Genomic DNA, 12,238 nt, shown 5'->3' on the forward strand with positions numbered 1-12,238 from the left:
ACATGCCGCGAGAGTAGGCATTGGCAACATTGTTGTCAATGGAAACATCGGGTTGGGTAGGCTGCTCCCATGCCTGACACCACCGGGCGGCGGCCCTACCATCACGGGAATCTCCGCACGGACCTGCTCGACGCGGCGGAGCGCAGCCTGAGGGCGCACGGGGTCGAGCAGCTCTCCCTGCGGGACCTGGCACGAGACGTCGGCGTGAGTCACGCGGCGCCCCGACGCCACTTCGCGGACCGGCGCGCGCTGCTCGACGCCCTCGCCGAGTCGGGCTTCAAGCGCCTGGGCTCGAAGCTGCGGGCCGCGGTGAACGGGATCGACGACGGTGACGACCTGTCCGCCCGCCTGCACGCGTTCGCGTCTGCCTACGTCCGGTTCGCGACCGAGAACGCGGCGCTGACCGGGCTGATGAACTCCAGCAAGCACCGCCCGGGGGCGGCGGCGGTCACCGAGGCGGCCGCCGCGGCGTTCGGCCAGATCGGCGACCTGATCGCTGAGGGCCAGGAGCGCGGCGAGTTGGAAGGGGATGACCCGGAAGACATCGGACTCATCATCTACGCGACCGTCCTGGGGATCACGTCCATGCTCAACAGCGGCATGATCGAGCCCGCACGGCTCGAAGGACTGGTGGGCACCGCGGTGACACAGTTCCTGCGAGGCGCCCGCCCGACGGAGCCGCGCTGACCGATCCGGAAGATTGCACCCAGCTTCTGCGCCCCGGTCGATGGTGCTCCCCGCGGCGGACGGGGCGGGAAGGCATCCGGCAGGGCGGGAAGGCATCCGGCAGGGCGTGAGCCGGGTGGGGCCTACGGGAGCGGTACGGACGGGGTGGGGGCGCCTGCATACGGCGGGCGATCAACGGATCGCGTCGGGGTGCGGGTGAGGACCGGCCCGATCTGCGATGCCGGTCGTCTCCTTCGCCGGCTTCCCCAGCGCTGTCCTGAGCACGATGATCGCGGCGATGGGGGCGATGGCTGCTGCGGCGAAGCCGAGGTTTCCGTACGCGTGGTAGAGCGGCAGCCAGAGGGGGGCCGCCGCCGCGCCGCCGAAGAACTGGGCGGACAGCGCCAGGGACGCGGCGCCTCCCCGGTTGTCGGGTGCGCTGGTGACGGCCAGTGTGTTGGTGACGGAGCGGAGTCCGGTCACCGTCGAGCCGACAAGGGCCACTCCCGCCAGGAGGGCCCACAGCGTGGACGCGAACGCGACGGTGAGCAGGCCGCCGGCCAGCAGGACGTTGGATGCCGTCCCGAAGGCCCGGGGGCCCTTCCGCCCGAGCAGACGTCCCGTGACCGGCGCCGCGCAGATGCCGGCGATCCCGAAGGCCGAGCTCAGCAGGCCGATCTCCATGGGGCCCAGGGCGAACCTCTCCCGGGCGCGCAGGACGACCATCACGGTCAACCCGACCGACGCCAGGTAGCAGAGGAACGATATGGCGCAGGCCACTGCCAGTCGTCGGTTGGCGAGCGACCGCCAGGAGACGGGACGGGGGGAGGTGCGTCGCGTGGCCGACGAGGACGGCGGAAGGCACCACAGCAGTAGCCCGCACAGGCCGGGTACGACGAAGGCCAGGCGCCAGTGGACGGACGCGCTCACCCCGCTGAAGAGCGGGCTCATGCCCTGCCCGGCGGCTTGAGCGGCGGCGAACCAGCTGAGCGAGCGGGCCAGCCTCGGCCCGGTGACGAGGTCGGAGATGGCGGCCATCAGCAGGGGGGTGGTGAAGGCGTTGGCCGCGCCCTGCAAGGCGCGGGCGGTGAGGAACAGTTCGATCGTCGGCGCCGCCGCGCACAGGGCCGTGGCCACCACGAGCCCTGCTGTTCCCGCCCGGAGGACGCGGCCGCGGCCCCAGCGTTCCGCGAGGGTGCCGCTGAACAGCATCAGTGCTGCGAACGGGAGCATGTACGCGGTGACGGCTCCGGCGGTGACCTGCGGTGTACTGCTCAGGCCGGCGGAGACCTCGTGGACGATCGGCGTCACCATGGTGCTGCCGTAGGGGCCGAGGAACCCGCCCACGTACAGGGGCCACACCCGGGACTCACGCACAGTCGGACCTCTGTCGGCAGACGGGGCAGAAAAGGGGACGGCATACTGTGCCGCGTGCGGGGCGTACGGCGGTTCCGGCGCCGTACGCCCCGCACGCGGCGAGTGGCTCAGGCCGACAGGAGGTTGTCGACGAGAGAGTTGTAGGAGGACCCGTCCTCCTTGATCAGGTTCCAGCCGCGCATCCAGTCGAAGGTCCGCTGGAACTGCCCCTGCGGGTACGGTGCAGGCTCGACGAACCGCAGGCGCCACCGCGCGAAGTCCTCCGGCTTGAGGTCCGGATCGATCTCCGCGGGCACTTCGCCGATGAGGTGGTGCAGGTAGGGGTAGGGGTCTTCGTTCAGCTTGTGCACGGCCTTCACCACGGCGCGGTTGAGCGCCTCGTAGGTGTCCGCGTCGAGATCGGGCGAGGCGATCTCCGAGCCGACGTAGAAGGCCTCCGTCAGCAACTGGTAGCCCTGCTTCTGCGCCACGGTGATCCACGGCTCCATCAGTGCCGCCGCCGGAACCAGCCCGTCACGCAGTGCCTCGAACCGCTGCTGTGGTCCGCCGACGTGGACCACCTTGATCTCCTCCCTCGGCAGGAATCCCTCCAGTGCCTGGAGGGCGAGGTAGTGGGAGCCGTGGTGGAAGTTGACCGCGACAGCCTCGCCCGCCAAATCCTGCGGGTGGACGGCGGAGGAGTCGGGCCGCACGAAGATGGCCTGGCTGCCGACGGCGGCGCGCTTGCCGACGACCCGGCCCCCGACCTCGGTGTCGTGGGAGCGGCGGATCTGTCCCCATTCGCAGGCCCGGTACAGCGAGGCGTCGCCGCTCTCGAAGTTCGAGCGCACGGTACCGAACGAGCTGACCAGTTCGTGGTCGTCGAGGAAGGTGATGGAGGCTTCGTAACCCTTGGGTACGAAGTCGACGTCGAGTCCTTCCTCCTCGTAGTAGCCCTCCTCCTTCGCGACCAGTTGGGGGAGTGAGAAGACCAGGGAGAGCGTCTCCATGGTGATCTTCTTGCTGGATGTCATGGTCGGTGCCTTTCATCTGTGAGGGCGGGCCATGGGGCCCGCGAAGGGACCGCGCGGGTGTTCCGCGCAGTGGTGCGGGGGCGGGAGGGGACCGGGCGATCAGCCGAGACCGGCGAGGATGCGGCTGTGCAGGGCGAAGACTGCGGGGTCCTCCGGCAGGCGGGGACGCGGCAGGTCGACGGTGAACTCCTCGCGGATCACGGCCGGCCGGCCGTCGAGGACGATCACCCGGTCGGCCAGGAACGCGGCCTCCAGCGGGTTGTGCGTGACCAGCAGCCCGGTCCGGGGCTTCGCGGTCCACAGGTCCTGGAGCAGCAGCCGCAGCCGCCTGGCCGTCAGCTGGTCCAGGGCGCTGAACGGCTCGTCCAGCAGCACGAGGTCCGGTTCCACCGCGAACGCGCGGGCCACCGACGCACGTTGGCGCTGCCCGCCGGAGAGCACCGAGGGGTAGCGGTCCGCGTAGTCGGCCAGGCCGACGTCCGCGAGGGCCGGGAGTGCGGCCGCCGGGTCGAGCCCCGCGCTGAGCAAGGCCAGTTCGACGTTGCGGCGTACGGTGACCCAGTCCAGCAGCCGGGGCTGCTGAAAGACGACGCCGAGCCGCCCCCGTCCTGCCCCGCCCGTGTCCACACGTCCGTGATCGGGTCGTTCGAGCCCGGCCACCAGGTGCAGGAGCGTGGTCTTGCCGGTACCGGACGCACCGACGACCGCGACGAGTTCCCCCTCCTCGACCCGCAGTCCGAAGCCGCGGAAGACGGACTCCCGCTGCCCGATCCGGCCGGTGGTGAAGCTCTTGGACACATCGTCCAGGACGATGCGCGCGCTCTTCGTGGTCATACGGCCGCCACCTTCCGCCAGCGGTTCAACCGGCTTTCGAGTCCTTGCAGAAGGCCGTACTCCAGTACGGCCATGACCGCCGCGAACAACAGGGTCCAGCTGAGGACGGAGGCGACGTCCTGAGCGGCGAACTGGTTGTTGAGCTGGTATCCGATGCCGCTGGACATGCCGAACATCTCCACCAGGACGATCACTTTCCAGGACAGCGACAGGCCCAGTCTGGCTCCCGCGAAGAGGGCGGGGCGCAGTGCGGGAAGCCACAGGAACCGGAGCTTGTACCGGGTCGGGAAGCGGTAGACGTACGCCATCTCGCGCAGGTCGCCGTCCATGGCGCGGGTCCCCTGATAGATGTTCAGCGTCAGCGCGGGCGCCGCCGAGAGAGCCACGGCCACCACCGGGTTGGTCAGCGAGATGCCGAACCACATGACGCACAGCAGCGCCCAGACGAGCCCCGGGACGGTCAGGCCGATCAGCACGGCGGGCTCGAAGAACCGCCGTACGAACTCCACCCGGCCCATCGAGATGCCCACGACCACTGCGACGGCGAAGGCCAGGAGGAAGCCGAGGGAAACCCGGAGCACCGTGACGCCGAGCGACTCGTAGAAGAGCGGGTCGCCCGCCGCGGACACCAGCGCGTCCCGGACAGCGGGCACCCCGGGCATCAAGGGGCTGTCCACGCGCAGGGCAAGGAGCTGCCACCCTCCGATGAGCACGGCGAAGAAGGCGACGACGGGCAGCACGGACCGGGCCGACCGGCCCGCCCACGAAAGGCCCGGCCGACCGGTGGCCTTCGTGGCGTCCCCGCTGTCGGTGCGGCCGGCCGGGGCGGCCGGTGTGTCCGGCCGCGGGGTCTTCAACAGGTGCGATGTCACGTGCGGTTCACCCCAGTGAGCGGTAGACGGCCTGGTCCGGGACGGACGTGATGAGTCCCGTGCGCGCGGCGACCTTCAGCTGCTCGCGCAGGTTGGCGAACGACGATTCGTCCCACTCCTGGGGGTAGATTCCGGCGAGTCGTTCGGGGAGCAGGGAGATGGCCCGCTTCTCGGCGGCCGGGATGCCGTAGGCCTCGTGGAGTTCGGCGAGTACCTCGGGGCGATCGGCGATGTGGTGGTGCGCGCCGAGCCGCAGGGCGGCCAGGGCCGTGGCCGTTTTCGTGTTCTTCTCCACCCACTTCCGCTGCGCGCCCTGGCCGTTCAGCAGGAGGGGGGCGTCCGATCCCGTCCCCTTGCGCCACAGCTCCGTGATGGTGGAGAGCTGCCTGGCGCCTTTGGCGACGAGCCGGGTGGCGTTGGGTTCGATCGTGATGATGCCGTCGACGTCCCCGCGTTCGAAGAGCGCCAGACCGGCCAGGACCGCCCCGGGGTGGGCCCGGTACTCGGCTTCGAAGTCGATTCCGTTGACGGCGGCGGACAACTGGGTCGAGCGGTAGGCATCGCTGTTCTTGGGCGGAGTGGCGACCTTCTTGCCACGCAGGTCCTCGATCGTCCGGTAGGGGCTGTTCTCGGGCACCAGCCAGCGGACGTGGTTGGCCAGGCTGGCGGAGAAGATCACGACGTCCGCCCCGGCCTCCAACGCGACGGCCGCGCCGATGGGGCCCATGGACGCGACATCCAGTGCTCCTGAGAGCAGCTTGTTCTGCACGTCTCCCGGGCCGGTTCCGGCGACGTAGGAGAGGTTCAGCCCGCCGAGCAGCTTCTCCTTCTCGCTGATGGGCCGGATGACCGCGCCCGCGGTGCCCGCCTGGGTGTCCTCGACCTTGGCGGACAGACGGCCGCCACCGGTGGCGGGGTCGTCCCCGCAGGCGGTGAGGAGTGGTCCGAGAGCGGCGGCTGTCAGACCGAGACCGCCGGCGCGCAGCAGGCGCCGACGGCTCAGAGGCTGGGAAAAGGGGTGCACGGAGGGCATGGAGGATCTCCTGAAGGGCACGGCGTACGGGAACGGCGGGCCGGGCCGACGGCGGTGCGGCGGATCGGGGAAGGCGGCGTCGGCCCTCCCGCGTACAAGGGAAGGCGCCGGGCAGAACGATGGGGCCCGCCATGGGCATGGTGGCGTGGGGCCTGACGGCGAGCAGAGCTCGGTCGGCCGGGTGGGCAGCGCGGTCCGCGAAGGGTCAGCGGGCGGTGCGGGTACGGGAAGAGGTACCGGATGCGGCCGGACAGAGCCCGCCGGCGAGGTGGCAGAGGTCCAGGTGGTAGCGGCGCGTCAGGCGGGGAGCGCGCGCGTGCTCAGCCGGCATGGGCGTTCCTTCCCTCACGCAGTGCGAGAAGGGTGTCGTAGCCGCTGCGGCCGTCGGTGAGCTGCCAGGACCTCATCCAGGCGTAGCTCTCCGTGAACCGCTTCTCGGTGTAGGGCTCCGCGTGGGTGAAGCGGTGGTACTCGCTGCGGAGCCGTTCGGCAGGGAGCTCCCCGCCCGTCTCCTCGACGATACGGTCGGAGAAGGAGGACCGGTCGGCGTTGATGAGGTCGACAGCCGTGTTGACCGCCGTCATGAAGTCGCGGATCCGCTCCGGGGGCAGCCCCGGGGCGACCACCTGGGCTCCCCGGTAGAAGTAGCAGCCGAGCAGATGGGCGCCGCGCTCCAGCGCGAGGCTGAGGAAGGGCTCCATCAGCATGACGGCGGGCAGCTCACGGCGGGCGGCGGCCTCCAGCCGGGCGGCGGGCGGGCCCGCGTGCTCCAGCTTGATCTGCTCGCGCGGCACGGTGCCTTCCAGCAGGTGCAGGGCGGTGTAGTGCGAGCCGGTGAACTCGTTGACGCCGACGGGCACGTTGTTCATGTCGTGCGGCTCGTTGAGCGCGGGGTCGAAGCTCACCAGGGCCTGGGCGACTACGGCAGGGCGGAGGTAACCGATGTACCCGCCGCGGGTGTTGCGTTCCAGACGGTCGATTCCGCCCCATTCGCAGAGGTTGTACAGGTCGGCCCGCTCGGCCTCGAAGAGGGCTTCCTTGCGGCGGGCGATCGGATCCCTCGACTCGCTGCGCCGATGGGTGTCGCCGTCGGCGAACCGGACGTCGAGACCGGCTCGGGCGAAGAGGCCGCGCTCCACGGCGACGATCTCCGGAAGGTCGAAGACGGGATGGTTGCGGGAGATGACCAGCGGGTCGCCGTGGACCGTAGCCATGTCCCGCCTCCTCGTCTCCATGCTGGCTGGTTCTCGTCGTCGTGGCCGAAGCGCGTTGGGTTTGACTGTAGAGGGAGCGAACACGCAGCGTCAACCGTCAATTTCATGATGCGCGAACGGCTTCCGCTACGCGCAAAGCGCGGAGGTTGAGGTGGATCCGCCGCAGGGGCGCAACATCGGAAGCTTGATGGCGGCGGAGGCTCAGAGTTGCCCGAGGGCCAGCGCGACGGGCAGCCCTCGCAGACTCTCCGCAGCGGCCGTCACCGCGGCTCCCAACTGAGGGAGCCGGTCGTCCGTCATACGGCTCGCGGGCCCCTGGACGTCCACCGCCAGCCGGACGTACGCCGACCCGCTCTGCACGGGTGCGGCCACCCCCCGCAGACCGCTGCCGTCCGATTCCTCGAAGACGGTGTAGCCCCTGAACCGAGCGGCCAGCAGATCCACCTCCAGCGACCACGTGGCCCGCGCCGCAGCCTGTGCGTCTTCGGCGTCCGGCGGCGTACCGGGGGGCTGCCCGAGTGGTGAGGCGGGGTCGAAGGCCGTGATGGCCAGCCCCATGGCAGAGGCTCCCAGCGGTACGGCGCGGCCTGGCTCGCCCAGGTATCGCAGCGGCTGCTCGCACTGCACGCTCATGAGTGTGTGGACACTTTCGCCCCGCCGCATGCCGACGCTGGCCGTCTCCCCGGTGAGGTCGGCAAGTTCCTTGAGTACGGCGGTGACATCGGGCAGGCCGCTGGAGGAGAGGGAACGCCGGCCCAGCCGCAGCAGTACCGGGCCGGGAAGGAAGCGCTCGCTCTCCGAAGACCGGCAGATCAGGCCCTCTGCGGTCAGGGTGCTCAGGAGGCGGTGCACCGTGCTCACGTTGAGCCCGGTGGTCTTCGCCAACTCGGTCAAAGTCGCCCCCGCCGGGCTGTCCACGACGGCGCTGAGCAGACGGGCCGCTCGGGCCACGGACTGGACTCCGCCGCTGCGGCCAGATGGGGCCGGTTCGGGTGCGACGGAGGCGGCGAAGGTCTCGGAACTCATCCGCTGACGTTAACCCGGTGCCTCACCGGCTGTCCTCCCTCCCGTGGGTGCCGGGGAGGGCCGCTACTCGGAGCGCTCGGCCCCTCGCGGCTCGGGGGCGGCTTCCGGGGTGATGGACGCCTGGAGGCGGGCGCTCGCCATGCGCATGTGCTCGGCCATGGCGCGATCCGCGGCCTCCGGGTCGCGCTCGCGGATCGCCCGGAGCACCGCGTCGTGCTCGCACAGGGTGCCGCTGACGGTGCCTTCGATGTCGCTGACGCGTTCCATCCACACCTGGAGCAGCGCCCGGATGCTGTGGAGGATGTCGCTGAGGACGCTGTTCTGCGCGATGCGCGCGCACTCCAGATGGAAGGCGATGTCCGCGTCGATGAAAGCCGTGACGTCACCGGCGTCGCGCATATGGCCGAGGTGTGCTTCCAGCCGTGCCACGTCGTCGTCGTCGGCGCGTTCCGCGGCCAGCCGTGCCGAGACGGCCTCCAGGTAGGTGCGCACCTCCACGAGGTCCTGGGTGCGCCGCTGGCCGAGCATCAGGCCCCAGTTGATGGCCCGGGGCAGGAACTCCGAGGTGCCCGCCCTGACGTAGGACCCCGAGCCCGGCCTGATCTCGATGATGCCGAGCACGTCGAGCGCGGAGAGCGCCCCGCGCACGCTGGAACGGGCGACTCCGAGCGCCTCGGCCAGCTGACGTTCCGCGGGAAGCCGGGTCCCCGGCCTGATGTCCCCGGCCGACAGATGGTCGAGAAGACGCTTGGCCACCTCGCTGACGGACGACTCGCGTACCACCGGGCGCAGGAGCTGCGCGAGGTCGGGGGCGGCGACGGGGTCATGGCCGGGCTGACTGGTCACGGTCACCAGTCAACCAGATGATCTCCGCGACCTGCCCACCACACCTTTCCCCAAGGAAGCTTCGGTCGCTGTCAAGATCACGGCAGGAGGTAATTCTGTTACTTTCGCCACTCTGGTAAATTGGTGACCAATTTGAAACGGGGACTTAGCGTGAGGGAAATCCAGCCAGTGCCCCGTCGGGACGGAGCACCGGTCTGATCCACCCCGGACGGAGCTGTCCGGGCGAGCCGAGGAGTCGCCATGGGCGCCGCCGCGCATCCCACGGCAGTCGAGAGAACTGCCATCAAGAAGGTCTCGGTCCGTCTTGTGCCGTTCGTGGCACTGATGTTCTTCGTGAACTACCTGGACCGCACCGCGGTCTCCTTCGCGGAGCCGAACGGGATGGGCGACGATCTCGCCCTCACCGCCGCACAGTTCGGATTCGCCTCCGGGATCTTCTTCCTCGGATACATCGTGCTGGAGATTCCCAGCAACATGGCGTTGCACCGCTTCGGAGCACGCCGTTGGCTGGCCCGGATCATGGTGACCTGGGGCGTGGTGTCGCTGCTGTTCACCTGGGTGCAGAACTCCGACCAGCTGTACGTGCTGCGGTTCCTGCTGGGCGTCGCCGAGGCCGGCTTCTTTCCCGGGGCCATCCTCTTCCTGAGCCAGTGGGTGCCCTCACGGCACCGCACCAAGATCCTCGGCCTCTTCTACCTGGCCCAGCCGCTCACCACGGTCCTCGGCGCTCCGCTGGCCGGATGGCTCATCGGCCGCCACGGTCTGTTCGGCCTGGAGGGCTGGCGGGTGATGTTCCTCTTCGTCTCGCTGCCCGCGATCCTGCTCGGCGTCATCGCCTGGTTCTACCTGATCGACCGGCCGGCCGACGCCAAGTGGCTGACGCCCGCCGAGCGCGACTGGCTGGAAAGTGAACTGGCCGCCGAGAACGCGCACAAGACCGGCCACGAGGGCCGGCACGCCAAGGGCGACCTCAGGGCGGCCCTGTCCAACGGCCGGGTCTGGGTCCTCGCCCTGGTCTACTTCGGCTTCGTGTACGGCCTCTACGCCCTGGCGTTCTTCCTGCCGACCATTATCAACGGCTTCCAGGAGCAGTACGGCACCACGTTCAGCGTGATGGACAAGGCGTGGATCACCGCCATCCCCTATCTCCCCGCGGCGGTCGTCCTCTACTTCTGGACGCGGCACGCCACGCGGCACGGCACGCGCACCTGGCATGTGGCCGGACCGGCCGTCGTCGGCGGTCTCTCCATCCCGGTGGCCCTCTTCATGGGCTCCCCGACCGCGACGGTCGCGGTCATCACCGTCACCGCCTGCTCGATCTTCGCGGCCCTGCCGGTCTTCTGGTCCGTGCCGTCGCGCTTCCTGACCGGTGCGGCCGCGGCCGTCGGCATCGCCCTGATCAACACGGCGGGCAACATCGCAGGCTTCGCGTCCAGCTACATCACCGGCTGGCTGAAGGACTGGACCGGCGCCTACTACGTACCGCTCTACCTGGTCGGCTTCTTCATGCTGCTGTCCGCCGCCCTGATGGTCTGGATCTCCGCCCGCCACCGTGACGACGAACCCCCCGGTGCCACCCCCCTCCCCGCAAAGGCCGCACGATGACCCGCCTGTACAACGACCCCGCAGACTTCGCCGACGAGGCGCTGGAAGGCTTCGCCGCCGCCCACCACCGCTGGGTCCGCCCCGTGAGCGGCGGCGTCGTCCGCGCCGGGGGTACGCCCGACGGCCAGGTCGCCGTCGTCATCGGCGGCGGCTCCGGCCACTATCCGGCGTTCTCCGGGCTGGTGGGCCAGGGCCTGGCCCACGGCGCGGCGGTCGGCAACGTCTTCGCCTCCCCCTCGGCCCGGCAGATCCGGTCCGTGGCGCGGAGCGCGCACGGCGGTGCCGGGGTGCTCCTGATGTACGGCAACTACGCCGGAGACGTCCTGCACTTCGGGCAGGCCGCCGAGCACCTGAACGCGGAGGGCGTGGAGGCCCGCACCCTCGCGGTCACCGACGACATAGCCAGCGCGGGACCGGACGAGCGCGCCAAACGCCGCGGCATCGCGGGCGACCTGCCGGTGTTCAAGGCAGCGTCAGCCGCGGCCGAGGAAGGGCTGCCGCTGACCGAGGTGGTCCACGTCGCCGAGCACGCCAACGCCCGCACCCGCTCCTTCGGCATCGCCTTCTCCGGCTGCACCCTGCCCGGCGGCGACGCTCCGCTGTTCACCGTGGCCGACGCGCGCATGGCCGTCGGTCTGGGGATCCACGGTGAACCGGGCATCGGCGAGGAACCCCTGCCGAGAGCGGACGACGCCGCCCGGCTGCTGGTCGCCCGTCTCCTGGAGGAGATACCCGAAGACGTGCCCGGCCCCCGCGGGCAGCGGGCCGCCGTCATCCTCAACGGCCTCGGCTCGGTCAAGTACGAGGAACTCTTCGTCGTCTACCGCACGGTGGCCGACCTGCTCGGCCGGGCCGGCGTCGAGATCGTCGACCCCGAGGTCGGCGAACTCGTCACGAGCTTCGACATGGCGGGCGTCTCCCTCACCCTGACCTGGCTCGACGAACGCCTGGAACGGTACTGGCGAGCCCCCGTCGACACCCCGGCCCACCGCAAGGGATCTCCGTCTCCCTCACCCCGGACCTCCGAGACCCTCGCCGTGCGCCTCGACGCGGACGACGCCCACGGCACCGACCCCGTGCCGGTCTCCTCCGAAGCCTCCCGCGCCGCCACCGCCACGGTCCTCGCCGCACTGGACGCGCTCGCCTCGACCGTGGAGGAACACGCGGCGGAACTCGGCCGGATCGACGCGGTGGCGGGCGACGGCGATCACGGCATCGGGATGAGCCGCGGCTCCTCGGCGGCCCGCCGCGCCGCGGCCGAGGCCCACGGCCGCGGCGCGGGCGCGGGCACCGTACTCGAACGGGCCGCGGAGGCGTGGGCCGACCGGGCCGGCGGCACCTCCGGAGCCCTGTGGGGCGCGATGCTGCGGTCGCTGTCCACCGCGCTCGGCGACCAGGAGGCGCCGACGGCCCTCCGCGTCGCCGAAGGCGTCGTCGGGGCCTCCGCGGAAGTACGCCGCCTCGGCGGTGCCGAGGTGGGCGACAAGACCATGGTCGATGTCCTCGTACCGTTCGCGGACACGCTCGCCGAGGCCGTCGCGGGCGGCGCTCCGCTGCCCGACGCCTGGGGCCGGGCCGCAGCCGCGGCCGAAGCCGCCGCCGAGGCCACCGCGCGCCTGCTGCCCCTCAAGGGCCGGGCCCGCCCGCACGCCGCGAAGTCGCTCGGCACACCTGACGCGGGCGCGCACTCCCTTGCTCTCATCACCCGCGCCGTCCACGGCGTTCTGCGCCACCACCACTGAGGAAGAGTCA

12 protein-coding genes are annotated in these 12,238 nt (G+C 70.7%); 3 read left to right on the forward strand and 9 right to left on the reverse strand.

Translation table 11 applies throughout. The features are described 5' to 3' along the window. Positions 1-69: 69 nt before the first annotated feature. Entirely contained in the window at positions 70-687 is a 618-nt protein-coding gene (locus tag ACSMXR_RS33015; RefSeq protein ID WP_137228406.1) for a TetR/AcrR family transcriptional regulator, read from the forward strand. 171 nt (positions 688-858) lie between these two features. Here the strand turns inward: ACSMXR_RS33015 and ACSMXR_RS33020 are convergent, their stop codons facing one another. The 9 genes from ACSMXR_RS33020 to ACSMXR_RS33060 form a co-directional block, all read right to left on the reverse strand. Further along, the gene (locus tag ACSMXR_RS33020; protein WP_364887120.1) at positions 859-2,043 is read right to left on the reverse strand and encodes an MFS transporter; all 1,185 of its coding nucleotides are present in this window, start codon (positions 2,041-2,043) and stop codon (positions 859-861) included. A 107-nt stretch (positions 2,044-2,150) separates the two neighbouring features. Next, positions 2,151-3,056: an ABC transporter substrate-binding protein gene (locus ACSMXR_RS33025; protein WP_473170571.1), complete on the reverse strand. Its 906-nt coding sequence runs from the start codon at positions 3,054-3,056 to the stop codon at positions 2,151-2,153. 99 nt (positions 3,057-3,155) lie between these two features. Then, positions 3,156-3,890 (reverse strand): ABC transporter ATP-binding protein, encoded by a 735-nt coding sequence (locus ACSMXR_RS33030; RefSeq protein WP_218523946.1) that lies wholly within the window; start codon positions 3,888-3,890, stop codon positions 3,156-3,158. Beyond that, positions 3,887-4,762, reverse strand: coding sequence for an ABC transporter permease (locus tag ACSMXR_RS33035; protein WP_240805769.1), 876 nt, complete (start codon positions 4,760-4,762; stop codon positions 3,887-3,889). The genes ACSMXR_RS33030 and ACSMXR_RS33035 overlap by 4 nt, the downstream gene beginning before the upstream one ends. Positions 4,763-4,769: 7 nt before the next feature. After that, positions 4,770-5,795, reverse strand: a complete 1,026-nt coding sequence (locus ACSMXR_RS33040; RefSeq protein WP_137228398.1) for an ABC transporter substrate-binding protein — start codon at positions 5,793-5,795, stop codon at positions 4,770-4,772. Positions 5,796-6,000: 205 nt separating this feature from the next. Then, on the reverse strand, positions 6,001-6,126 hold the full coding sequence (locus tag ACSMXR_RS33045; RefSeq protein ID WP_276609127.1) for a hypothetical protein: 126 nt from the start codon (positions 6,124-6,126) through the stop codon (positions 6,001-6,003). Beyond that, positions 6,116-7,009, reverse strand: coding sequence for a substrate-binding domain-containing protein (locus ACSMXR_RS33050; RefSeq protein ID WP_137228396.1), 894 nt, complete (start codon positions 7,007-7,009; stop codon positions 6,116-6,118). Before ACSMXR_RS33050 ends, ACSMXR_RS33045 begins: the two co-directional genes overlap by 11 nt. A 201-nt stretch (positions 7,010-7,210) precedes the next feature. Beyond that, the gene (locus ACSMXR_RS33055; protein WP_473170572.1) at positions 7,211-8,035 is read right to left on the reverse strand and encodes an IclR family transcriptional regulator; all 825 of its coding nucleotides are present in this window, start codon (positions 8,033-8,035) and stop codon (positions 7,211-7,213) included. Positions 8,036-8,098: 63 nt separating this feature from the next. Then, positions 8,099-8,887: a FadR/GntR family transcriptional regulator gene (locus ACSMXR_RS33060; protein WP_473170573.1), complete on the reverse strand. Its 789-nt coding sequence runs from the start codon at positions 8,885-8,887 to the stop codon at positions 8,099-8,101. Between the two features lie 234 nt (positions 8,888-9,121). Here ACSMXR_RS33060 and ACSMXR_RS33065 point away from each other — a divergent pair, with 234 nt between their 5' ends. Further along, positions 9,122-10,486 carry an MFS transporter gene (locus ACSMXR_RS33065; protein WP_381792991.1) on the forward strand — a complete coding sequence of 455 codons (1,365 nt, stop codon included), beginning with the start codon at positions 9,122-9,124 and terminating at the stop codon, positions 10,484-10,486. After that, positions 10,483-12,228 carry a dihydroxyacetone kinase family protein gene (locus ACSMXR_RS33070; protein ID WP_473170574.1) on the forward strand — a complete coding sequence of 582 codons (1,746 nt, stop codon included), beginning with the start codon at positions 10,483-10,485 and terminating at the stop codon, positions 12,226-12,228. Before ACSMXR_RS33065 ends, ACSMXR_RS33070 begins: the two co-directional genes overlap by 4 nt. The last annotated feature ends 10 nt before the right edge of the window (positions 12,229-12,238 follow it).

The organism is Streptomyces sp. DSM 106670 (assembly GCF_055792845.1).

Bases quoted from the DNA above. Each gene is read 5' to 3' on its own strand.
- ACSMXR_RS33015 (WP_137228406.1), top strand. From the start codon at position 70: ATGCCTGACACCACCGGGCGGCGGCCCTACCATCACGGGAATCTCCGC.
- ACSMXR_RS33025 (WP_473170571.1), bottom strand. From the start codon at position 3,056: ATGACATCCAGCAAGAAGATCACCATGGAGACGCTCTCCCTGGTCTTC.
- ACSMXR_RS33030 (WP_218523946.1), bottom strand. From the start codon at position 3,890: ATGACCACGAAGAGCGCGCGCATCGTCCTGGACGATGTGTCCAAGAGC.
- ACSMXR_RS33040 (WP_137228398.1), bottom strand. From the start codon at position 5,795: ATGCCCTCCGTGCACCCCTTTTCCCAGCCTCTGAGCCGTCGGCGCCTG.
- ACSMXR_RS33045 (WP_276609127.1), bottom strand. From the start codon at position 6,126: ATGCCGGCTGAGCACGCGCGCGCTCCCCGCCTGACGCGCCGCTACCAC.
- ACSMXR_RS33050 (WP_137228396.1), bottom strand. From the start codon at position 7,009: ATGGCTACGGTCCACGGCGACCCGCTGGTCATCTCCCGCAACCATCCC.
- ACSMXR_RS33055 (WP_473170572.1), bottom strand. From the start codon at position 8,035: ATGAGTTCCGAGACCTTCGCCGCCTCCGTCGCACCCGAACCGGCCCCA.
- ACSMXR_RS33065 (WP_381792991.1), top strand. From the start codon at position 9,122: ATGGGCGCCGCCGCGCATCCCACGGCAGTCGAGAGAACTGCCATCAAG.
- ACSMXR_RS33070 (WP_473170574.1), top strand. From the start codon at position 10,483: ATGACCCGCCTGTACAACGACCCCGCAGACTTCGCCGACGAGGCGCTG.